Source organism: Pseudomonas kilonensis (assembly GCF_001269885.1).
In the GTDB taxonomy this organism is placed as follows: domain Bacteria; phylum Pseudomonadota; class Gammaproteobacteria; order Pseudomonadales; family Pseudomonadaceae; genus Aquipseudomonas; species Aquipseudomonas kilonensis.
Genome location: NZ_LHVH01000017.1, coordinates 48,656 through 71,106 on the forward strand (window position 1 = coordinate 48,656; position 22,451 = coordinate 71,106).

At 61.4% G+C, this 22,451-nt stretch carries 21 protein-coding genes; 11 read left to right on the top strand and 10 right to left on the bottom strand.

Annotation, left to right across the window (positions count from 1 at the left end; all coding sequences use genetic code 11):
* On the bottom strand, positions 1-1,401 hold the full coding sequence (gene lpdA / locus AD662_RS06860; RefSeq protein ID WP_053186207.1) for a dihydrolipoyl dehydrogenase: 1,401 nt from the start codon (positions 1,399-1,401) through the stop codon (positions 1-3).
* 222 nt (positions 1,402-1,623) lie between these two features.
* Between lpdA and AD662_RS06865 the strand changes: the two genes are divergently transcribed.
* From AD662_RS06865 to cfaB, 5 genes are all read left to right on the top strand, one after another.
* A complete protein-coding gene (locus tag AD662_RS06865; protein WP_053186210.1) occupies positions 1,624-3,585 on the top strand; it encodes a protease modulator HflK in 1,962 nt (653 codons plus the stop codon).
* A complete protein-coding gene (hflC, locus tag AD662_RS06870; RefSeq protein WP_053186213.1) occupies positions 3,582-4,622 on the top strand; it encodes a protease modulator HflC in 1,041 nt (346 codons plus the stop codon). Before AD662_RS06865 ends, hflC begins: the two co-directional genes overlap by 4 nt.
* The gene (gene hflK / locus AD662_RS06875; protein WP_053186215.1) at positions 4,619-5,671 is read left to right on the top strand and encodes a protease modulator HflK; all 1,053 of its coding nucleotides are present in this window, start codon (positions 4,619-4,621) and stop codon (positions 5,669-5,671) included. Before hflC ends, hflK begins: the two co-directional genes overlap by 4 nt.
* On the top strand, positions 5,668-7,587 hold the full coding sequence (locus tag AD662_RS06880; RefSeq protein ID WP_053186218.1) for a heavy metal translocating P-type ATPase: 1,920 nt from the start codon (positions 5,668-5,670) through the stop codon (positions 7,585-7,587). The genes hflK and AD662_RS06880 overlap by 4 nt, the downstream gene beginning before the upstream one ends.
* A 182-nt stretch (positions 7,588-7,769) precedes the next feature.
* Positions 7,770-8,957: a C17 cyclopropane fatty acid synthase CfaB gene (gene cfaB, locus AD662_RS06885; RefSeq protein ID WP_053186221.1), complete on the top strand. Its 1,188-nt coding sequence runs from the start codon at positions 7,770-7,772 to the stop codon at positions 8,955-8,957.
* Here cfaB and cls read toward each other — a convergent pair.
* Positions 8,954-10,393, bottom strand: a complete 1,440-nt coding sequence (gene cls / locus AD662_RS06890) for a cardiolipin synthase (RefSeq protein ID WP_018613888.1) — start codon at positions 10,391-10,393, stop codon at positions 8,954-8,956. The two genes, cfaB and cls, sit on opposite strands and share 4 nt — an antisense overlap.
* Positions 10,394-10,534: 141 nt before the next feature.
* On the opposite strand from cls, the gene AD662_RS06895 reads away from it, so the two are divergent.
* Positions 10,535-11,056: a DUF3617 domain-containing protein gene (locus tag AD662_RS06895; RefSeq protein WP_053186224.1), complete on the top strand. Its 522-nt coding sequence runs from the start codon at positions 10,535-10,537 to the stop codon at positions 11,054-11,056.
* A 155-nt stretch (positions 11,057-11,211) separates the two neighbouring features.
* Here AD662_RS06895 and AD662_RS06900 read toward each other — a convergent pair whose 3' ends face one another.
* The 5 genes from AD662_RS06900 to AD662_RS28190 all read right to left on the bottom strand — a co-directional run bounded on the left by AD662_RS06900 (position 11,212) and on the right by AD662_RS28190 (position 15,035).
* Positions 11,212-12,087, bottom strand: a complete 876-nt coding sequence (locus AD662_RS06900) for a metal ABC transporter substrate-binding protein (RefSeq protein ID WP_053186227.1) — start codon at positions 12,085-12,087, stop codon at positions 11,212-11,214.
* A gap of 11 nt (positions 12,088-12,098) precedes the next feature.
* A complete protein-coding gene (locus AD662_RS06905; RefSeq protein WP_053187271.1) occupies positions 12,099-12,965 on the bottom strand; it encodes a metal ABC transporter permease in 867 nt (288 codons plus the stop codon).
* On the bottom strand, positions 12,965-13,633 hold the full coding sequence (locus AD662_RS06910; protein ID WP_053186230.1) for a metal ABC transporter ATP-binding protein: 669 nt from the start codon (positions 13,631-13,633) through the stop codon (positions 12,965-12,967). The genes AD662_RS06905 and AD662_RS06910 overlap by 1 nt, the downstream gene beginning before the upstream one ends.
* Positions 13,630-14,526: a GTP cyclohydrolase FolE2 gene (gene folE2 / locus AD662_RS06915; protein WP_053186232.1), complete on the bottom strand. Its 897-nt coding sequence runs from the start codon at positions 14,524-14,526 to the stop codon at positions 13,630-13,632. The genes AD662_RS06910 and folE2 overlap by 4 nt, the downstream gene beginning before the upstream one ends.
* Before the next feature lie 116 nt (positions 14,527-14,642).
* Positions 14,643-15,035 carry a hypothetical protein gene (locus tag AD662_RS28190; protein ID WP_018613900.1) on the bottom strand — a complete coding sequence of 131 codons (393 nt, stop codon included), beginning with the start codon at positions 15,033-15,035 and terminating at the stop codon, positions 14,643-14,645.
* Positions 15,036-15,178: 143 nt separating this feature from the next.
* On the opposite strand from AD662_RS28190, the gene zigA reads away from it, so the two are divergent.
* Complete coding sequence (zigA, locus tag AD662_RS06920; RefSeq protein ID WP_053186234.1) at positions 15,179-16,387, top strand: zinc metallochaperone GTPase ZigA; 1,209 nt, start codon at positions 15,179-15,181, stop codon at positions 16,385-16,387.
* Positions 16,387-17,037, top strand: coding sequence for a DUF1826 domain-containing protein (locus tag AD662_RS06925; RefSeq protein WP_018613905.1), 651 nt, complete (start codon positions 16,387-16,389; stop codon positions 17,035-17,037). Before zigA ends, AD662_RS06925 begins: the two co-directional genes overlap by 1 nt.
* On the opposite strand, the gene AD662_RS06930 is transcribed toward AD662_RS06925, so the two are convergent.
* Positions 17,034-17,387, bottom strand: a complete 354-nt coding sequence (locus AD662_RS06930) for a hypothetical protein (protein WP_014340943.1) — start codon at positions 17,385-17,387, stop codon at positions 17,034-17,036. The genes AD662_RS06925 and AD662_RS06930 overlap by 4 nt on opposite strands.
* A gap of 27 nt (positions 17,388-17,414) precedes the next feature.
* Between AD662_RS06930 and AD662_RS06935 the strand changes: the two genes are divergently transcribed.
* Positions 17,415-18,380 (top strand): CobW family GTP-binding protein, encoded by a 966-nt coding sequence (locus AD662_RS06935; protein WP_053183208.1) that lies wholly within the window; start codon positions 17,415-17,417, stop codon positions 18,378-18,380.
* A gap of 12 nt (positions 18,381-18,392) precedes the next feature.
* Here the strand turns inward: AD662_RS06935 and AD662_RS06940 are convergent, their stop codons facing one another.
* The gene (locus AD662_RS06940; RefSeq protein ID WP_053186237.1) at positions 18,393-18,815 is read right to left on the bottom strand and encodes a DUF3301 domain-containing protein; all 423 of its coding nucleotides are present in this window, start codon (positions 18,813-18,815) and stop codon (positions 18,393-18,395) included.
* A 119-nt stretch (positions 18,816-18,934) separates the two neighbouring features.
* Here AD662_RS06940 and pdxY point away from each other — a divergent pair, with 119 nt between their 5' ends.
* On the top strand, positions 18,935-19,807 hold the full coding sequence (gene pdxY / locus AD662_RS06945; RefSeq protein ID WP_053186240.1) for a pyridoxal kinase PdxY: 873 nt from the start codon (positions 18,935-18,937) through the stop codon (positions 19,805-19,807).
* A 107-nt stretch (positions 19,808-19,914) separates the two neighbouring features.
* Here the strand turns inward: pdxY and AD662_RS06950 are convergent, their stop codons facing one another.
* On the bottom strand, positions 19,915-20,400 hold the full coding sequence (locus AD662_RS06950) for an acyl-CoA thioesterase (protein WP_003206993.1): 486 nt from the start codon (positions 20,398-20,400) through the stop codon (positions 19,915-19,917).
* 278 nt (positions 20,401-20,678) lie between these two features.
* Between AD662_RS06950 and AD662_RS06955 the strand changes: the two genes are divergently transcribed.
* Positions 20,679-22,442: a cation:proton antiporter gene (locus tag AD662_RS06955; protein ID WP_053183203.1), complete on the top strand. Its 1,764-nt coding sequence runs from the start codon at positions 20,679-20,681 to the stop codon at positions 22,440-22,442.
* Positions 22,443-22,451 lie beyond the last annotated feature (9 nt).

The window sequence follows — 22,451 nt, forward strand, 5'->3', positions numbered from 1 at the left end:
CTACATCTGCGTCGCCATCCCCTCCACATTCATCGCCGCCTGGCGTAACGCCTCCGAGCGGGTAGGGTGTGGGTGGCAGGTCAGGGCGATGTCCTCGGCTGAGGCGCTGAACTCCATGGCCACGCAGTATTCACCGATCATCTCACTGACGCTCGGGCCTACCAGGTGCACACCAAGGATCTCATCGGTGCGTTCATCGGCCAGGACCTTGGCGAACCCTTCGGTCTCGTGGTTGATCTTGGCTCGGCTGTTGGCGGTGAAGGGGAACTTGCCGACCTTGTAGGCACGGCCTTCGGCCTTGAGTTGTTCCTCGGTCTTGCCGACGCTGGCCAGTTCCGGACGGGTGTAGATGACGCTGGGAATCAGCGCATAGTTGACCTCGGCAGCCTTGCCGGCGATCTGTTCGATGCAGACCATGGCTTCGTCTTCGGCCTTGTGGGCCAGCATCGGTCCGGACGTCACATCACCGATGACCCAGACGCCGGGCGCTTCGGTCCGGTGATGCTGGTTGGCGAGCATGCCGCGTTTGTCAGGGCTCAGCCCGACGTTCTCCAGCCCCAACCCTTGCGTGTAAGGCCGACGACCGATGGCGACCAGCACGTAATCGGCGTCCAGGGTCTGTGCTTCGCCGCCCGCCGCCGGTTCGATCTGCAATTGCACGCCGTTGGCCGAGGGAATGGCTCCGGTGACCTTCGAACTCAACTTGAACTGGATGCCCTGTTTACTCAGGGCCCGTTGCAGGGTCTTGCCGGCCTCGCCATCTACCCCCGGGCAGATGCGATCGAGGTATTCCACCACGGTCACCTGGGCCCCCAGGCGCCGCCAGACCGAACCCAGTTCAAGGCCGATGACGCCAGCGCCGATCACCACCAGATGCCGGGGCACTTCACTCAGGGACAAGGCGCCGGTGGAGTCGAGGATGCGTTGGTTATCGATGGTCACGCCTGGCAGCGGCATGGGTTCCGAGCCGGTGGCGATGACGATGTCCTTGGCGCTGAGTTCGGTCCTGGCGCCATCGTCGCCGGTAACGGTCACCTTGCCGGGCCCGTCGATGTGGCCCCAGCCTTTGATCCAGTCGACCTTGTTCTTGCGAAACAGAAACTCGATGCCCTTGGTCAGGCCAGCCACGCTTTCGTCCTTCTGCTTCATCATCTGCGCAAGGTTGAGGGTGGGGCTGACTTCAATGCCCAGATTGGCGAATTCCGCTCCCGTGGCGGCTTCGTACAGTTCCGAGGCATGCAGCAAGGCCTTGGAGGGCATACAGCCGACATTCAGGCAGGTGCCGCCCAGGGTGGCTCGGCCTTCGACACAGGCGGCTTTCAACCCCAACTGCCCGGCCCGAATCGCCGCGTTATACCCGCCGGGGCCGCCGCCCAGAATGATCACGTCGTAGTTGCTCATTGCTGTTCTCCCGCTTGGCTTGATAAAAAAATTATGCTCGTAATATGAGCGTTTCCAGAGATTTCGGTCAAGGCTTAAGTCAAGCGGCCAGCGTGGGCCTTGGCATGAAGAATTCAAAACGGAAATTTCACAGGAATCGTTATAAGGTAACGGCATATAACGGAGCGTCGGTGGCGCCTGGCCACGGCCCCGGATTTTGATCGCCACGAGTGCTGGGGTGGTATGCAAGTCGATCTTGATGTCGAGGGGGCACAGGTGGCCGAATGGCCGCGTTTTCAGCGCGCGTTGTTTCAAGGGCGCCGTTTGAAGCAGATTGCTTTCGCCCTGGGAAGCGTGGCGGGTTTGGGCCTGGTGCTGGCGTTTTTTATCGGGGTGTTTTCGCCACAGTCGCTATGGCCGGTTTTGCTGGTCAGCCAAGGCGCGGGACTCTTGGTGCTGGTGGTGGGTTTGCAATCGGCCTGGTGGGTCACGCAATGGCGTAGCAGGGCGCTGCTGCCAGCTGTGGATAACCTGCCTGCGGAAAACGAGCCTGTTGATAACCTGGGTTGGTATGAGCGGCTGCTGGAGCGAATGGGCGCTCGCGGGGTCGGCCTGCTGAAACAGATCGGTGCGCCTGCGTTGTGGTTGGTCGGGTGGTCAGTGCTGGTATTGCTGGGCCTGGAGCAAGCCTGGAATTTGCAACTGCCGGCTGCCGCCCTCGGTGTCTCGGCCAGTGTGGGGGCGGTGTTGTCGTTGTTGTTGGCGTTCGGGTTATTGGTGTTCGAGCGGCAATTGGCCCAGCAATCTCCGGTGGAATGGCCGGAAGCGCCGCCGCTGGCGCAACTGACGCGGGTGGCAATCATCGTGCTGGTGCTCGGCGCTTTGTGCTTGTTGTTCGCCGCAGAAACGTCCATCTGGCCGATGCGCCTGGCCGTGCTGATGGGGCTGTTGCCGGGCGTGGTGGCGGCCGAGTTTTTGCTGCGCGCGGTGCTGTCGTTATTCATCCCGCGCCGGGACGCCCTGGAACCGACGCTGCTGGGCCGCAGTGTCATCGCCGATCTGCTGCGCTGGCCGCCGCAACCGTTGCTGGCCCTGCAGCATGAACTGCACAACCGTTTTGGTATCGACCTGCGGCAGATCTGGGCCTTCAGCTACATGCGCCGGGCTTTTTTGCCGGTGTTGGCGCTGGTGTCGCTGGTGGGCTGGTTGTTGACGGGCGTGCATGAAGTGCCGCTGCAGGGACGTGGCATCTATGAGCGCTTTGGCAAACCGGTGGAGGTGTTCGGCCCGGGCTTGCATGTCGCGTTGCCTTGGCCGTGGGGCAGGGTGCTGAACGTCGAGAATGGTGTTGTGCATGAACTGGCGACCAGCGTCGCGGAGAGTCGGGCCGTGGTCGAGGCTGAACCGGCGGAGGGACCGGCGCCGGCAATCGCCAATCGGTTGTGGGACGCCAGCCATGTGAACGACAAGTCCCAGGTCATTGCCAGTCGTCGTGCCGACCAGCAGAGCTTCCAGATCGTCAACATGGACGTGCGCTTTGTCTACCGTATCGGCCTGACCGACGCTGCGGCGTTGGCGGCGACCTACAACAGCGCGGATGTGCCGACGCTGATCCGCAGCACCGCCAGCCGCATCCTGGTGCATGAGTTTGCGTCCCGCACGCTGGACGGTTTGCTGGGCGCGGACCGTGTCAGCCTCGCCGACGAAATCGGTCGCGCCGTCCAGGCTGATTTGCAATCGCTCGACAGCGGTGTGGAAATCCTGGCGACGGTTGTGGAGGCGATTCATCCACCGGCCGGTGCGGCCAATGCCTACCACGGCGTGCAGGCGGCGCAGATTGGCGCGCAGGCATTGATCGCTCGAGAGCGCGGCGCGGCGGCGGAACAGACCAACCAGGCGCAATTGCAAGCCAGCGTCGCCCATGACCAGGCTACGGCCACCGCCCGGGAAATCAACGCGACCGCCCAGGCCGCCGACCTGCGCTTCAATGCCGACCGCAAAGCCTACGCCACGGCGGGGCACGCTTTTGTGCTGGAGCATTACCTGGGCCAACTCAGCCAGGGCCTCACCAATGCCCGGTTGCTGATTCTCGACCATCGCCTGGGCGGCAGCGGCAACGCGCCGACCATCGACTTGCGTACCTTCACGCTGCCGGCAGACCCTGCGTCGCCGCGTAACCCTGTCCCGCCAGGAGCTGCCCATTGAGCCAGTCCTCTACACACGATCACCACGACCACGCTGGTCACGATCACGGTCATGCCGGTCATCACCATGGGCATCATCACCACCATCATGGCGATCCGCAGCAAGCCGGTCCGTTCCCGTGGCGGCGGATGGGTTGGGCGGTGTTGCTGGTGGCGTTTGCCGTTGCAGCGGCCAGCCTGGTGCAAGTGCGCTCGGGGGAGGCCACGGTCATCACCCGTTTCGGCAATCCGGCGCGGGTGCTGCTGCAACCTGGCTTGGGTTGGCGCTGGCCGGCGCCGTTCGAGGCAGCGATCCCGGTGGACCTGCGATTGCGCACCACCTCCAGCGGCCTGCAGGATGTCGGTACTCGTGACGGGCTGCGGATCATCGTCCAGGCCTACGTGGCGTGGCAGGTACAGGGTGACCCGGACAACGTACAGCGCTTCATGCGCGCGGTGCAGAACCAACCGGACGAAGCCGCACGGCAGATTCGCACCTTCGTCGGCTCGGCGCTGGAAACCACCGCCGCCAGTTTTGACCTGGCGAACCTGGTCAACACCGACGCCAGCCAAGTGCGCATCGCCGATTTCGAAGCTCAGCTGCGTCAGCAGATCGATCAACAGTTGCTCACCACTTATGGCGTGCGCGTGTTGCAAGTTGGCGTTGAGCGCCTGACCTTGCCCTCGGTGACGCTGACGGCGACGGTGGATCGCATGCGCGCCGAGCGTGAGACCATCGCCACCGAACGCACCGCCATCGGCAAGCGCGAAGCGGCGCAGATTCGCTCCGCCGCAGAACGTGATGCGCGAGTCCTGCAAGCCGATGCCACGGTGAAAGCTGCGGATATCGAAGCGCAGTCGCGGGTAGAAGCAGCCGAGATCTACGGCCGGGCATACGCTGGCTCTCCGCAGCTCTACAACCTGCTCCGTTCGCTGGACACCTTGGGCACCATTGTCAGCCCAGGTACCAAGCTGATTTTGCGCACCGATGCGGCGCCATTCCGTGTCCTGGTGGACGGCCCTGGTTCCGTGGAAGGCAAAGGTGGAACACAACCATGAGTTTGGTTCCACGTGGAACAAACGAGTTATCCAGCCCGTGGATCCAGGCCGGGCGCCTGGCGTTTCTGGCGCTTTACGCCGTCACGGTGTTGGCGGCGTTGGCCTGGGTCTTTTCCAACGTGCGGCAGATCGATCCGCAGAATCGTGCGGTGGTGCTGCACTTTGGCGCCTTGGATCGCATCCAGAATGCCGGCCTTTTGTTGGCGTGGCCTCGTCCTGTGGAACAAGTGGTCTTGCTGCCCGCTGCGGATCGGGTGCTTGAGCGGCGGGTGGAAAATCTGCTGCGCTCGGATGCGGCCTTGCAGGCTGATCGTGTCGCCAGCTTCGCCACCCCGGCCAGCGATGCGTTGGCCGGCACTGGTTATTTATTGACCGGTGATGCCGGCGTGGTGCAACTGGATGTGCGGGTGTTCTACAAAGTCACCGACCCTTATTCCTTCGTCTTGCAAGGTGAACATGTCCTACCGGCACTGGACCGGTTGGCGACCCGCAGTGCCGTGGCCCTGACCGCAGCCCGGGATCTGGACACCATTCTGGTGGCTCGCCCCGAACTGATGGGCAGCGACAACCAGGCGGCCGAGCGTCGCGAACGCTTGCGTGGCGATCTGGTCCAGGGGCTTAACCGACGCCTGGCTGACTTGGCGGCGACGGGGCAGGGGTTGGGGATCGAAGTGGTGCGGGTCGATGTGCAATCGAGTTTACCGGGGCCGGCGGTGAGTGCCTTCAACGCGGTGCTGACGGCCAGCCAGCAGGCCGATAAAGCCGTGGCCAACGCCCGGACTGAAGCGGAAAAACTCACCCAGGCCGCTCGCCAAGATGCCGACCGCGCCGTGCAAGTCGCCCATGCCCAGGCCAGCGAACGACTCGCCAAGGCTTCGGCCGACACGGCCACGGTGCTCGGCTTGGCGAAGACCCAAGGCAGCGATCCGCAAATGCTGCTGCGTCTGTATCGCGAACGCATGCCTGCCATCCTTCGCCAGGCCGGTTCAGTGACCACGGTCGATCCGAAAGACGATTCCCACCTGATCATCCAGGGAGCCGGACAATGACCGCCCAAACCAGCGTTGCACCGATGTTGTCCTCGACGGAACAACGCATCGCCGCCCGGCAACTGACCTTGGCGATGCTCGCCCTCGGCTTGCTCGCATTGGGCCTGGTATGGCGCGGTTGGTCGCCGGAGCAGAGCGGTGTCAGCCAACTGCTGTTGGGGTTCGCCTCGCTGTTGGTGGCAGTGCCGGTGATGCGGTCGGCCTGGTACAGCTTGCGTTACCCAAGCCTGCACGGGATTACCGACCAACTCATCGCCCTGGCGATGCTCGGTGCCTGGGCCACCGGCGATCTGCTGACGGCGGCGTTGTTGCCAATCATCATGATCTTCGGGCATGTGCTGGAAGAGCGCAGCGTCATCGGTTCCCAGGAGGCGATCCATGCACTTGGCCAACTGACCCGCAGCCAAGGTCGCAAGGTGCAGGCCGACGGTTCGATCATCGATGTCGACAATGCAACGCTCCAGCCCGGCGATGTCGTTGAGGTGCGCGCCGGTGACCGGGTGCCGGCTGATGGTCGGGTGTTGTCCGGCCAAGCCAGCCTCGACACCGCGCCCATCACGGGTGAGTCGGTGCCGTTGGAGGCTGTGGTCGGCACTGAAGTCTTTGGTGGTGCGATCAATCTGGATGGCCTGCTGCGCCTGAAAGTGACCCGTACCGGCGAAGAGTCCACCTTGGGCAAGGTCATCGCCCTGATGCAAAACGCCGAACGCTCCAAGCCACCCATCACTCGCTTGCTGGAACGCTACGCCGGCAGTTACCTGGTACTGGTGTTGTTGCTGGCGGCGGTGACCTGGTTCGTGACCAACGATGCCCAGGCGATGCTGGCGGTATTGGTCGCCGCCTGCCCTTGTGCGTTGGTGCTGTCGGCGCCGGCCACCGCCATTGCCGGGATCGCGGTGGCGGCGCGCCACGGGATCCTGATCCGCAGCTCGGCCTTCCTGGAAGAACTGGCGGACCTGACGTCGTTGGTTGTCGATAAGACCGGTACTCTGACCTACGGCGTCCTGCGCCTGCAATCCATCGAACATGCCCAGGATGCTCATGCATCGTTGCTGCTGCCTTTGGCGGCCAGCCTCGGTTCGGCCAGCAGTCATCCGGTCAGTCGTGCGTTGGCAGGGTTGGTGGACCAGGAAGACTGCGTGGCGCTGACGGACATCCATGAGCGCCAGGGCTTAGGGGTGGTCGCGATGACCGCCCAGGGCGAAGCGGCGCTTGGGCGGCCGGAGTTGTTTGCACAGCTGGGCATTCAAACGTCAGCGGTCCCGGAGCACGATGGCCCGATTGCCGGTCTGGCCCTGGATGGGCAGTTCCTCGCCTGGCTGTTGCTGGCCGACAGCGTCAAGCCGGAGGCACGGGTTGCCATGGCCGAGCTGCGCGAGCTGGGCCTGGGACGTCAGTTGCTGTTGACCGGCGACCGCCAGAGCGTGGCCACGACCCTGGCCCGGGATGTCGGCATCGGCGACCTGCAAGCCCAGGCCCTCCCTGAAGACAAACTCAAACGGGTCATGGCCGAAATCGACCATGGGTTCCGCCCCATGGTGGTGGGCGATGGCATCAACGACTCCCTGGCGCTCAAGGCCGGGGTGGTCGGCGTTGCAATGGGCGCCGGCGGCGCAGATATCGCCCTGGCGTCGGCAGACATCGTGCTGATCGGCAGCGACCTGCGACGCCTCGGCACCTGCGTCCGATTGAGCCGCCAATGCAGGCGCACGTTGCAGGTCAACGTGATCATTGGCCTGGGCTGGACGCTGGCCATCGTCGCCTTTGCCGCCTTCGGTTGGCTCGGCGCGGCGGGGGCGATGATCGCTGCGCTGCTGCACAATCTCAGTACCCTGCTAGTGTTAGGTAATGCAGGGCGATTGCTGCGGTTCCAGGAGCCACTCCTGAAAATCCAAGCGAAGGGAGCCGTTGGATAACCCTTGGCGAACTGTGCGTCACCCTTGCAGTCTCTGTTGGAGAGGGCACCCATACTGGCATTACCCGGCACAAGGAGTGAATTTGGGACGGTGATAGAGAAAGGCTATAAATTCGATAGCCTGCTATTTTTCTATGATGGTCTACCCTCATTTTCAGACGTCTGAAACATGGGGGATTCTTCATGCTCGCGCAACTTCCACCGGCCTTACAGAATCTGCATCTACCGCTTCGGCTGCGGCTCTGGGATGGCCATGAATTTTCACTGGGTGACGACCCCAGTGTCACGATCGTGGTCAAGGACCCACAAATGGTCGCGCAATTCACCCATCCCAGCCTGAATGCGCTAGGAGCGGCCTTCGTCGAAGGCAAGCTGGAACTCGAAGGATCGATCCACGAAGTCATTCGTGTCTGCGATGAATGGAGCCAGGCATTGATTGAGGAAGACGCCGACAACCTGCCGGTGCGATCGCTCCACGACAAGGAAACCGACGCCCAGGCGATCTCCTATCACTACGATCTTTCCAACGCGTTCTATCAGCTGTGGCTCGACAGTGACATGGCCTATTCCTGTGCCTATTTCGAGACGGGCAGTGAAACCCTCGAACAGGCCCAGCAAGCCAAATTCCGCCACTTGTGCCGCAAGCTGCGATTACAGCCGGGTGACTACCTGCTGGATGTCGGATGTGGGTGGGGCGGCCTGGCCCGTTACGCTGCACGCGAGTTTGGTGCCAAAGTCTTCGGGATTACCCTGAGCAAGGCGCAGCTGACACTGGCTCGGGAACGGGTCAAGGCAGAAGGCCTGGAGGATCTGGTCGATTTGCAATTGCTGGACTACCGCGACCTGCCCCAGGACGGTCGCTTCGACAAAGTGGTCAGCGTCGGCATGTTCGAGCATGTTGGCCACGCTAACCTCGAGCAGTACTGCAAGACGCTGTTCGGCGCGGTGCGTGAGGGCGGGTTGGTGATGAACCATGGCATCACCGCCAAGCACACCGACGGTCGTCCGGTCGGTCGTGGCGCCGGTGAATTCATCGAGAAGTATGTATTCCCCAACGGCGAGCTGCCTCACCTGTCGATGATCTCTGCCGAAATCAGCGAAGCGGGGCTGGAGATCGTCGACGTGGAAAGCCTGCGCCTGCATTACGCGCGCACGCTCGATCACTGGAGTGAACGCCTGGAGGACAATCTCGAGGCCGCCGCGAAGGAAGTGCCGGAACAGGCGTTGCGGATCTGGCGTCTGTACCTGGCCGGCTGCGCCTACGCGTTCGCCAAGGGCTGGATCAATTTGCACCAGATCCTGGCGGTGAAGGCCCACGCCGACGGTAGCCATGAGTTGCCCTGGACCCGCGACGACATCTACACCCCTTAGAGAATCGGGGAAATAAGCCGGGCGATCCGCATGCCGATCTTCTGCAGGCGGTGGGTCTCCCGGCTTTCCTGTTTGTCGATTTCCACGGCTCGGGCGAAGTCCTGCTCAAGCATCTGCTCGACCTCGGTGGCGAACGGGATATCCACCGTGAGCAGCATGACTTCGAAATTCAGGCGGAACGAACGGTTGTCCAGGTTCGCACTGCCGATGGCGCTGATTTCCCGGTCGATCAGCACCACTTTCTGATGCAGGAAGCCTGGCGCGTAACGGAACATCCGCACACCGGCCCGCACCGCTTCAAACGCATACAGGCTGGATGCGGCGTAGACGATCTTGTGGTCTGGCCGCGAGGGCAGCAGGATGCGCACATCCACCCCGCGCAGCACCGCCAGGCGCAAGGCCGCGAACACCGCTTCGTCAGGGATGAAGTAAGGCGTTGTGATCCAGACTCGCTCGCTGGCCGCATGGATAGCTTCGACGAAAAACAGCGAACAGGTTTCGTAGGCATCGGCCGGGCCGCTGGTCAGCAACTGGCAGAGCACACCGTCGTCCGGGTAGGTGTCTGGCAGGATCAGCGGTGGCAGCGAACGGGCCGCCCAGAACCAGTCCTCGGCAAACGACTCTTGCATACTTCCCACCACCGGGCCGCAGACTTCGACATGGGTGTCGCGCCACGGCGCCAGGGGCGGCTTTTCGCCCATGTATTCATCGCCCACGTTGTGCCCGCCAACGAAGCCTAGAACGCCATCCACCGCCACGATCTTGCGGTGGTTGCGAAAGTTGACCTGGAACCGATTGAGCCAGCCGCTGCGGGTGGCGAAGGCTTTGACGTGGACACCACCGTCGCGCAGCGCCTGGACGTAGCGGTGGGGCAGGGAGTGGCTGCCAATGCGGTCGTAAAGCAGATACACCGCCACGCCTTCGGCGGCTTTTTTCAGAAGCAGTGTCTGCAGGCGTAGGCCGAGGCGGTCGTCGTGGATGATGAAAAATTGAATCAGCACGGCCTGCCGTGCGTTATCGATGGCCTGGAAGATTGCCTCGAACGTGGCCTGCCCATTGACGAGCAAACGCACCTGATTGTTCGCCAGGCACGGTGTGCGCCCCAGCTTGGGCATGGCCCGTAGCGAGTCGTAGGCCTGGGAGGCACGGGCGGTCAAAGCCTCTTCAACCCACGGCCGCCAGTTCAGCTCGGAGATCGCCTTGCGCATCTCTTCGTTGGCTTGTCGGCGCGCCTTGATGTAGCCATCAAAGGTGCTGCGCCCGAAAACCAGGTAAGGAATCAACGTCAGGTAGGGAATGAACAGCAGCGACAGGGCCCAGGCAATCGAGCCTTGGGCCGTGCGCACCGTCAATACAGCGTGGACGGCGGCGACGGAACCCAGGGTGTGGAGCAGCGCGATCAGGTAACCGAAAACATGCGGGCCGAAATAATCCATGGGGCAGCCTTGCTCCGGAAGTTTCTATGCTTAACAGACCATGTTCCATGGCGAATGTCGCTATTTAATTCACTCGTCCCGGGCTTGAACCGAAGCCTGTGGGCGGCGTCTAACGGCCACTTGTCCTCTGGAGTTTATGCAATGAATGTTCGTCTGCTGGGTGTGGCCTTGGCAATTGGCTTGGCGGTTCCGATGGCGGCTCAGGCGCAGATGCTCCAGCCGGGTTTGTGGGAACTGACCACCAGCAACATGAAGGTCGATAACCAGAACTTGCCGGACCTGCAATTGATCCTCGGCCAGTTGCAAACCCAGATGACCCCGGAGCAACGGGCGATGCTGGAAAAGCAGGGCATCACCATGGGCGGTAAAGGCATTCGCGTCTGTCTGACCCCGGCGCAGGTGCAAACCAATGACATTCCGCTGCAAGATCCGCAATCGGGTTGCAAGCAGCAGATCACCGAGCGTACCGGCAATCAGTGGAAGTTTCGCTTCAGTTGCCCGAAAGCCCAGGGTAATGGGATCGCGACGTTCCAGAGCGATCGTGAATTCACCACCAAGGTCAACGGCACGTTCAATGCCACCGGCATCCAGCAGAACGGCAGCCTCGACACGCGCGCGGTGTGGCTGGGGCAGGAGTGCGGGACGGTCAAGCCGAGGGCTTGAATCGGAATTAGGTAATTTCTTGGTGAACCTGTGGGAGCAAAGCTTGCTCGCGATGCGGGCAACTTGGTCAATCGCCAAGCGCGTTATCGTTCATCGCGGGCAAGCCTTGCTCCCACAAGTGCTCGATCAGGGCAAGCCTTGCCACAAGTGCTCGATCAAGGCCGACTCAGCGCCTCATACAGCGTATTGAGGTTGTATTCGAACAGGCCGGTGAACGTGCTGGCCGGTCCGCTGGCGGCGAGTGCATCGGAGTACAGCGTGCCGCCGATGTGGGCGCCGCTCTCGTCGGCGATCAGCTTGAGCAGGCGCGCATCCTTGATGTTTTCCATGAACACCGCTTTGACTTTCGCCTGACGGATCTGGGTAATCAGCGCCGCGACTTCTGCCGCCGACGGTTCACGCTCTGTGGATAAACCCTGGGGCGCCATGAACTCGATGCCATAGGCCTGGCCCAGGTAACCAAATGCATCGTGGGAGGTCACGATCTTGCGATTGCCGGCAGGCAATGCACCGAGCTTGGCCTTGGCTTCGGCGAGCAGCGCATAGATTTTCTTCAGGTACGCCTGGCTGTTGCGTTCGTAGTCGGCCTTGTTGGCCGGGTCGGCCGCTTCCAATGCCTTGGTGATGTTGCTGACATACAGCTCGGCGTTCGCCAGGTTGTGCCAGGCGTGCGGGTCGGGGATGGTCTCGCCATCCTCATCCAGTGAGCGCGGGATGACGCCGCGACTGGCGCTGATCACCGGGGCAGTGGTTTCAGTGCTGGTCACCAGGCGATCCAACCATGGCTCGAAGCCCAGTCCGTTCTTGATGATCAGTTTTGCCTTGAGCAATGCCTTGGCGTCGTCTGGTGTGGGTTCGTAGGTGTGTGCATCGGCGTCCGGCCCGACCATGTTGGTGATGTGGATATGCTCACCGCCGACCTGTTGGGTCATGTCGGCGAGGATGCTGAAGCTGGTCACCACCTGGAGCTTTTCGGCGGCGGACAGGGACATGGACAGCATCAGACTGAATAGCACGAGCAGTACGCGCATCGGGAAACACCTCATTGGGATGTGATCAAAGGCGGGCGGCGCAGCAAGCCGTGCACCGGACCGAATACCACCGACAGCAGATAAAACCCGCCTGCCACCAGCACGATGGACGGCCCGCTGGGCAGTGAGTAATAGAAGGACAACAACAGGCCAAGCCAGACCGAGAGGCAGCCGAGCAGCGCCGCGATCAACATCAGCAGCGGCAGGCGACGGCTCCAGAATCGCGACGCGGCGGCCGGCAGCATCATCAGGCCGACCACCATCAGCGCACCGATGGCCTGGAAGCCGATCACCAGGTTCAACACCACCAGGGTCAGAAATACGCCGTGGGCCAACGGGCCGAGACGACTGACGGTTTGCAGGAACAGTGGGTCCAGGGTATCGAGCAGCAACGGTCGGTAAATCAATGCCATCGCCAACAGGCTGGCACCGGACACCCAGAGCATGCCGGTGAGCGTCGGGCCGTCCACCGCCAAGGCTGAGCCGAAGAGCAGGTGTAGCAAGTCCAGGCGTTTACCGGCCATGCCGAGGATCAACACGCCGGCCGCCAGGGAAATGGGATAAATCGCCGCGAGGCTGGCGTCTTCCCTTAGACCGGTACGCCGGGTAATCCAGGCGGCGAGCCCGGCCATGCTCAAGCCCGCGCCCAGGCCGCCAACGGTCAAGGCCGGCAGGCTCAGCCCGGCAAACCAGAAGCCGAGGGCGGCGCCAGGCAGAATGCCGTGCGCTACGGCGTCACCAATCAGGCTCATGCGCCGAAGAATCAGGAACACGCCCAACGGCGCCGTGCTGCACGCCAGCACCAGGCCGCCAAGCAAGGCCCGGCGCATGAAGACAAACTCTTGAAACGGTTGCCAGAGATGAGTGGCCGCAAGCATCAGGCCACCCACGTGTGGGGTTGTTGAGCGATCAAGTCGACGCTGCGGCCCAGCACGCAGCCGGTGTTGCTGATCAGCAGCGTATGGGGGATATGTAGGCGGACCGCTGCCAGATCATGGCATACCACCACGACGGTTCGACCCTGGGCGTGCCAGTGATGGAGGTGTTTCCACAGCAGTGCCTGGCCCTGTTCGTCGAGGGCGGCGTGAGGTTCGTCGAGCAACAGCAGTGGTGCTTCGGCCAGGCTCAGGCGAGCGAGCAGGGCGCGTTGCAACTCGCCTCCAGACAGCGCCATTAACGGACGATGCTCAAGGCCGGTCAGTGCCCAGTCGGCCAGTACGGTCTGGAGCAACTGCCTGCGTATGGCTGGCGTGTGTCGATTACCCCAGGAACCGGCGGCCACCAACTCTTGCAAACTGATGGGGAATTGCCGATCCAGATGTTGCTGCTGGGGCATGAACGAAACCCCACCACGGCGTGGAACATCCAAGGTGACTTTGCCGGAGAGCGGTTGTTGCAGTCCCGCGAGCAATTTCAACAGACTGCTTTTGCCCGAGCCGTTGGCACCGATAATGGCGGTGAGACTACCGGCCGGTCGCTGCATCGTGAGCGGCGGCGTGAGGGGTTGTCCGGGGGCGCCCCAGCGCAGCGCTTGGCAGTTGATCATGATGCGTCCCGGGTCCAGCGGCTTTGCGCCACGGCGTCATGGGCGTGCAGGCTTTCGGCGTGGACGACTCGGACATTCAGGGCAGCGATGTCGGGTGACCGCCTCAGGGCCGTGCTTAATCGCCGTGCGGCGTCTTCGCAGAACATCAGGTTTTGTCCGTTGGCCAGGGCAAATGCTTGTTCATCGGCGCGCTTGACGGCGGTCTGCACAGCGGTGCCGAGGGCCGCTTCGGCTTCGTTGATGAAAGATTGCAGTGGCAAATCGTCGGTGTCGGGGTTCAGGCGTAGGGTCAGTGTTGCCGTACTGCGTTGGCTATGAGGGGTGGCAACAATGCCGTTCGATGAACCTAGCCAGGCCAGGATCTCGGCGTGCTCAAGTTTCTGGTTAGCGAAGTCGTCGACGAATTGCTGTTGGACCAACTGCCGGGCAAGTGCGGCCGAACAGGGGCAGGTGGATGAATAGGGAATCTGGATGTTCAGTTCCACGTGGAACATTGCGTTTTTCAAGTGGGCTTCGATGCTCACCGGGTAGCGTTTCCAACCCATCAGCGGGCTGATGAGTGCCGGACGCTTGAGCAGCAGATCGGTATGCACACTGAGCGATGCTGCGTGGGACAAGCCTTCGTGGCTGTCGAGAAATTGCTGGAGGATTCGGCGCAATAACGCTGGTGAAAGCGGCGTCTCTTCGAGCAACTCCAGCGCCAGGTATAAGCGTGACATGTGAATGCCGCGCGCCTCACCGTCATCAAGGCTGACACCTGCGTCGGCCATTGCACTGAGACGCTGACCGTCAATCAACACCGGCGTTGCGATGCCACACATGCCCACCCAATCGAGGGGCAGGGTTTGACGTGAAGCCTGCGCAGCGATGTCGGGCAGGGTTAACGCGTTCATGGGCAAGGTCCATCGAAGGTTCAAAATTAGATGTTATAGTATAACAACTAATTTAAAGAAACCTTTTCCATGAAAGGAGTTTCATCTCCCCAAACGTTCACGTTCCACGTGAAACATCAGCGCGATGAATCCTGGCAGCCGTTCATGCGCCCGCATACAAATGCGCCCCCACTACCACCGGAGCTCGAGAAACGATTAAGGGTCGTCCAGCCCACTCGCCGGCTGTATCCGACCCAACTTTCTCCATCCGATGCCAAGCCGGTAAAGAAGGTGAGCTGACCGTAACGGCTGTTTGTTTGCGCCCAATAACGACGACTGGCCGCTTCAAAACCTCGTAAATAAATGGTGTTGCCCGCCGTTGCGACGCTGTAGGCGTTGCCCTGGATGTCCACGCACGCCAGCAGATTTGCACTGCGGGTGCAGTTCGCCAGGAGTGAGGTTTGGGCCGAAACGCTTAACACCCACAGCAACAACGGGCTCGCCAATACGAATTTCAGATGATTGCGCATGGAGTGATCTCAGGCCAATGCGGGATGGCGGGGGCTGGTTGAATTGCGTTGTTATACTATAACATAAGCGCCTTGCCCCTGAATCTAGCCAAACCCTGGAAACGAGCCGTAGTCGAAGCGGCCGCCCGATGAGGATATACCTGATGCCCAATCGTCTTCCCGTAACCGTGCTTTCCGGATTCCTCGGTGCCGGTAAAAGCACACTGCTCAACCACGTTTTGCGTAATCGCGACAATCTACGGGTTGCGGTGATCGTCAACGATATGAGCGAAATCAACCTCGATGGCAGCGAAGTTCAGCGAGATGTCACCCTGAGTCGTTCCGAAGAGAAACTGGTGGAAATGAGCAACGGCTGCATCTGCTGCACGTTGCGCGAGGACCTGCTCGAAGAAGTCGGGCAACTCGCCAGGGAAGGGCGTTTCGATTACCTGCTGATCGAGTCCACGGGTATTTCCGAACCGCTGCCAGTGGCAGAAACCTTCACGTTTCGTGATGAAGAAGGCCGAAGCCTGGCCGATGTGGCGCGACTCGACACTATGGTGACGGTGGTCGATGGGGTGAATTTCCTGTTGGATTACCAGGCCGCTGAAAGCCTTGCGTCCCGCGGTGAAACCCTGGGTGAGGACGATGAACGCTCGATCACCGACCTGCTGATCGAACAGATCGAGTTTGCCGACGTGATTCTGATCAGCAAGATTGACCTGATCAGCCAGCATGAACGGGAAGAGTTGACCGCGATTCTGCAGCGCCTCAACGCCCAGGCGCAGATCTTCCCCATGGTCATGGGGCAGGTGCCGCTGGGCCGGATCCTCGACACAGGCCTTTTTGACTTCGAACGCGCCGCCCAGGCCCCTGGTTGGTTGCAGGAGCTGCGTGGCGAGCACGTGCCAGAAACCGAGGAATATGGCATCGCCTCGACCGCCTATCGGGCACGCCGACCGTTTCATCCCGAGCGCTTTTTCAGTTTCATCGACCGTCCATGGCCTAACGGCAAACTCCTGCGCTCCAAGGGGTTCTTCTGGCTGGCCAGCAAACCTGAGGAGGCGGGCAGTTGGTCCCAGGCCGGGGGCTTGATGCGGCATGGTTTCGCCGGGCGCTGGTGGCGGTTCGTGCCGAAAAACCAATGGCCGCAGGATGAAGAGAGCACAGCGGCGATCATGAAGAACTGGCTCGCTGCCACAGGCGATTGCCGTCAGGAGCTGGTGTTCATTGGTCAGGACATCGACTTCAGCCAGCTCACCGCCGAACTGGACGCTTGCTTGCTCACCGACGCGGAAATGGCCTTAGGCGCCGAAAATTGGTGCTTGTTACCCGATCCGTTCGGCCCGTGGCATGACGAGGTCGCGGCGTGATGCTGGCGCCCAGTCTGAAAAGGGCTACGCAGGCACGACAGGTCCAAGGTGATACGCCAGGGGTATTCACGCAGATCCTGGACGACGGCACCAACCTGGCGGTCTGGCAGCGTCAGCTTCCTGCACACATCAGCGATTTTGCGGCCATGGTGCTGGCGATGGACCCGTCGCTGGCCGAATCACGCGTGCTCGAGTTGCCGGAGGAAGACACGCAGCCGGCGCTGCGAGGGCTCGCGGCAGGTTTCAGCGACCTGCAAGGTTATGAAGGCTTTATCGCCGATGTCTCCTGGCTGGTCAGTGCATTTGCCTGCCTATTGGGTGCCCAACGTGTCGGCCTGCGCCTGCGCACGCTGGACAAGGCGATGTGCCCGCGCTTTCACGTTGACCACGTGCCGGTGCGGCTGCTGACCACCTATGCGGGCGTCGGCAGCCAGTGGCTTGAGGAAGGTGCCATGGACCGTCGACGACTTGCCGAGCCTGAGGCTGAGCCCAGTGATCCGCGCGTGATCCAGCAGTTTCGTTGCGGTGATGTGGGTTTGCTTAAAGGCGAAAAATGGCACGGCAACGAGGGCCTTGGCCTGATCCATCGATCACCGGAGCTCGCGCCGGGAGAGCGTCGATTGATTCTCACGCTGGATTGGCTGGCTTAAGGCTTGAGCCAGGTGCCTTGGCTCTGCCCTTCGCAAAAGGGCTGCAGATAAGCGGCATCGGTCGCCACGCCGTAATAGTGAATATCCTGGCGGTAAGGCATATTGGCGACCTGGGCGTTGCTGCAGACGCCGAACGCGCCGCCAGGGCATTGATCGACGTATTGCACCTCGACCTTCTGGCCGGCAAGGTTTGGCTGGCAGAAACCATCGGCAAACAGCTTCTGCGGGATGTTGCGGTTCTGCTGGCAGACTTTCACATCCAGCCGCTCCGCCTGGCTGTGGACCACGCAAGCCTGGGCCAATGCCTGGTTCGAAGTCAGTGCCAGTAACAACCAGCCGATCATTCGCATATTCACCTCCATCGAAAGCCGTCGATTATGTTGCAGCACATTCCCACTCATGTCATCGCCGGTCCCTTGGGCGCCGGCAAGACCAGCCTGATCAGGCATCTGCTGGCGCAGCGCCCGGCCAATGAGCGCTGGGCGGTGTTGATCAATGAGTTCGGCCAGATCGGCCTGGATGCCGCGTTGCTGACCCAGGCGGGCGATGGTATCGCACTGGGCGAAGTGGCCGGCGGCTGCTTGTGCTGCGTCAACGGCGCGCCGTTTCAGATCGGTCTTGGGCGTTTGCTGCGCAAGGCCCGGCCAGATCGGCTGTTCATCGAACCCTCGGGCCTGGGTCATCCGGCGCAGTTGATGCGCCAGCTGAGCGAAGCGCCATGGCTCGGTGTGCTGGCGGTGCAATCCTGTGTGCTGGTGTTGGACGCCCGGGCGATGGCGGACGGCAAGCCCTTGCCCGACGCGCAGCAACAAATCCTGGCGGATGCCGGACTGCTGGTGCTGAACAAGTCCGAGACCCTCACACAAGCCGATCGCGAACGGCTGACGGCGCAACTGCCAGGGCGTGCGTTGTACTGGACGCAACAGGCTGCGCTGCCGATCGATCGATTGCCAGGCCTTGCGGCTCGGGGCAGTGGGGCTGTGGATAACTTGAATCTACCGAAGAGCCTGGGCCAAATACCGGCCATTTGGTCCGACCCGACGCTGCCGATCTGCTTGTATCAGCAGCAGGAAGGCGGCTGGAGTATTGGTTGGCGCTGGCACCCCAGCCAGCAATTCGACGCAGCGGCGCTGACGCAATGGCTGCAAGGCCAGGACTGGAAACGGGCGAAGATGGTTATCCACAGCGTCGGTGGTTGGGTTTCAGCCAATGCGCTGGAGGGGGCGGTGGTGGGTTGGCAAACCAGTGAGTGGCGCCAGGATTCTCGGATCGAGCTGATTTTCGATCAGGTGCAAGACGTTGATCGCCTGCGAGCCGGGCTGGCGAACTGTCGGTGTCGCTGAGTCAGCCCCGTTTCAAGGCTTCCATTTGTTGTGTTCCTGGCGCCATTGGCTCAACTCGATGACTTCAGCCCTGGGTCTGGTCTGGACCGGTTCAATGGAGGGTGGCGGTGTTTCTTCGAAGGGCATCGGGTAGGGCGCTAGTTCTATTTGTGCGCTGTGGGCACCAAACTGAGTGATGGTGCCCGAATGGCGGCTTTCGCCGGTGACGGTGAACTCGAAGGTGTAGACGCGAGCCAGCCGTCGTCGTCCGCTGGCGTCTTTCACGAAACCGATCCTTTTCAGCGCCACGTTGCCGTCCAGCAGCTCGATCTTGAGGTTGGCGCAATGCTGCATGACCCTCGCCAACGCCCGTTCGCGCAAGCCATGGTTGTGCCACAGCCAGGCGCCGCCGGTAGCCAGCAGCATCAGCACGAAAATGTTTCCAAGGGTCAGCATGAACAAAGTGCTCCAACAAGTTGCTGCCAGCTTAACTGTCTCGCCGGTCTGTCGTACAGGCTGCGTTTAGTCGCATACTGCGCGGCTTGAATTTCAATCGTTTTACGGAAACTTCCCGCATGAAACGTACGCCTCATCTGCTTGCCATTCAGTCCCACGTGGTGTTCGGACACGCCGGCAATAGCGCCGCAGTGTTTCCGATGCAGCGGGTTGGCGTGAACGTTTGGCCGCTCAACACCGTGCAGTTTTCCAATCACACCCAGTACGGCCAATGGACCGGGGAAGTGCTGGCGCCAGAGCAGATACCGGCACTGGTAGAAGGCATTGCGGCCATCGGTGAGCTGGGTCACTGCGATGCGGTGTTGTCCGGTTACCTGGGCAGCGCGGCTCAGGGGCGGGCGATTCTGACGGGCGTGGCGCGGATCAAGGCCGCCAATCCGAAGGCGCTGTACCTGTGTGACCCGGTCATGGGGCATCCAGAGAAGGGCTGTATCGTGGCGCCCGAAGTGAGCGAGTTTCTCCTGGAAGAAGCTGCTGCCGTGGCGGACCTCATGTGCCCGAACCAACTGGAACTGGACAGTTTTTCGGGGCGCAAGGCGCAATCTTTGCTCGATTGCCTGGCCATGGCCCGGGCGTTGCTGGCCCGTGGCCCGAAGGCGGTGCTGGTCAAGCACCTGGCCTACCCTGGCAAGCCGGATGACAGCTTCGAAATGCTGCTGGTGACCGCCGATGGCAGTTGGCACCTGCGCCGTCCGCTGTTGGCTTTCCCGCGTCAGCCGGTGGGCGTGGGTGACCTGACGTCAGGGTTGTTCCTGGCGCGGATACTGTTGGGGGACAGTCTGGTGGCGGCGCTCGAGTTCACTGCCGCAGCGGTGCATGAAGTGCTGTTGGAAACCCAGGCCTGCACAAGCTATGAGCTGGAACTGGTCCGCGCCCAGGACCGGATCGCCCATCCACGGGTGCGGTTCGAGGCAGTGCCGATCAGCCTCTGATCAATGCAAGCCCCTTGTGGGAGCGAGCTTGCTCGCGATAGCGGTGTGTCAGTCAGCATCAATATTGACTGATCGACCGCTATCGCGAGCAAGCTCCCACATGTCGGTTAAGGCCCGTCCGCCTTGATATCCTGATAACGCTTTTCCAGCTCCTGGCGAATCTGCCGGCGTTGCTGGGCTTGTTCGTAGCGGCGTTTTTCTTCGCTGTTTTGCGGCTGCAAGGGCGGCACGGCTGCGGGTTTACGCAGGTCATCCACCGCAACCATGGTGAAGAAGCAACTGTTGGTGTGGCGCACCGAGCGTTCGCGAATATTTTCGGTCACGACTTTGATGCCCACTTCCATCGACGTGTTGCCGGTGTAGTTCACCGAGGCCAGGAAGGTCACCAGTTCGCCGACATGAATCGGCTCACGGAAAATGACCTGGTCAACCGACAGGGTCACCACGTAGCGCCCGGCGTAGCGGCTGGCGCAGGCGTAGGCGACTTCGTCGAGGTATTTGAGCAAGGTGCCGCCATGGACATTGCCAGAGAAGTTGGCCATATCGGGGGTCATCAACACCGTCATCGACAGCTGGGCGTTTCCGGGTTCCATAACGTACTCACGGTTCAAGGCAGCAATGTTGGAGTGCACCTCTGCGGGTGCTGGTGAGTGGCCTGCAAACAGGTCACCAGGTTTTTAAAACCACCGATATCGGGACGCTGCGCCTGTGGTTGCCGTCACGCGCCGATGGATCTGTTTCCATATATTGCACCGTCTTTTTGTCGGAAGTCGCGGTGTTACCCTTCAAAAGCCCGTTGTGAGGGCAATTCCTACAGAGGAAATGGATTTCTCCAGCTCTGCGATGAGTCATTTGAACAGGGAGCCCCGACATGCATGCCATCAGTTTCATTCAAGACTTGGCAATCATCATGATGGCAGCGGGGCTGGTGACCGTGCTCTTTCATCGTTTCAAGCAACCGGTGGTATTGGGCTACATCGTGGCCGGCTTCATCATCGGCCCGCATACGCCGCCGTTCGGTTTTATCCACGACGAAGACACGATCAAGACCCTGGCCGAGCTCGGGGTGATCTTCCTGATGTTTTGCCTGGGCCTGGAGTTCAGCCTGCGCAAACTGTTCAAGGTTGGGGCCACGGCCTTCATCGCGGCGTTCCTCGAAATCGTGCTGATGATCTGGATCGGTTATGAAATCGGCCGCTGGTTCGAGTGGAGCACCATGGATTCGCTGTTCCTCGGCGCGATCCTGGCCATTTCCTCCACCACCATCATCGTCAAGGCCCTCAACGACCTGAAGATGAAGAACGAGCGTTTTGCGCAGCTGATCTTCGGGGTGTTGATCGTCGAGGACATCCTCGGTATTGGCATCATCGCCTTGCTGTCGAGCATTGCCGTCAGCGGCACCGTGAGCTCCGGCGAGGTGTTTTCCACGGTCGGCAAGTTGTCGTTGTTCATGATCGTCGCGTTGGTCATCGGCATTCTGCTGGTGCCGAGGGTGCTGGCCTACGTGGCGAAGTTCGACAGCAACGAAATGTTGCTGATTACCGTGCTGGGCCTGTGTTTTGGTTTCTGCCTGCTGGTGGTGAAGCTGGAATACAGCATGGTGCTCGGGGCGTTCCTGATCGGTGCGATCATGGCCGAGTCCCGGCAACTGCTGAAAATCGAGCGGCTGGTGGAACCGGTGCGCGATCTGTTCAGCGCGATTTTTTTCGTCGCCATCGGGCTGATGCTCGATCCGGCGATATTGCTGCAGTACGCCTGGCCGATTGCGGTGATCACGGGGGCAGTGGTGCTCGGCAAGATGTTGTCCTGCGGCCTCGGTGCCTTTATCGCCGGCAACGACGGACGCACCTCGCTGCGCGTTGGGATGGGCCTTTCGCAGATCGGCGAATTCTCCTTCATCATCGCGTCGTTGGGGATGACCCTGCAGGTCACCAGCGATTTCCTCTATCCAGTCGCGGTCGCCGTCTCGGTGTTGACCACACTGCTGACGCCGTACCTGATCCGGGCCGCCGACCCACTGTCCGTCAAGTTGGCGACGGTCATGCCGCAACGGCTGACGCGGGTGCTGGGGATGTATGGCGAATGGCTGCGCAGCATCCAGCCCCATGGTGAAGGGGCGTTGGTGGCGTCGATGATCCGGCGGATCTTGCTGCAGGTCGGCGTCAACCTGGCGCTGGTCATTGCGATTTTTGTCTCGGGCGGTTATTTCGCCGAGCGGATGTCGGCTTACCTGCAAGCGTGGATCAGCGACCCGAGCTGGCAGAAAGCCTTGATTTGGGGCGGGGCGTTGTTGCTGTCGCTACCGTTCCTGATCGCCGCCTATCGCAAGCTCAAGGCGCTGTCGATGCTGCTGGCGGAGATGGGCGTGAAGCCGGAGATGGCTGGCCGCCACACCCAGCGCGTGCGTCGGGTGATCGCCGAAGTGATCCCGATTCTCTCGCTGCTGGTGATTTTCCTGCTATTGGCAGCCTTGTCGGCCAGCATTCTGCCGACCAACAAGTTGCTCGTACTGATCGCCGTAGTGGCGACCGCCGTGGCGGCACTGCTCTGGCGCTGGTTCATCCGCCTGCATACACGGATGCAGGTGGCCTTGCTTGAAACCCTGGACAATCACAAGGACCCGTCCGGGCATTGACCGGCGACG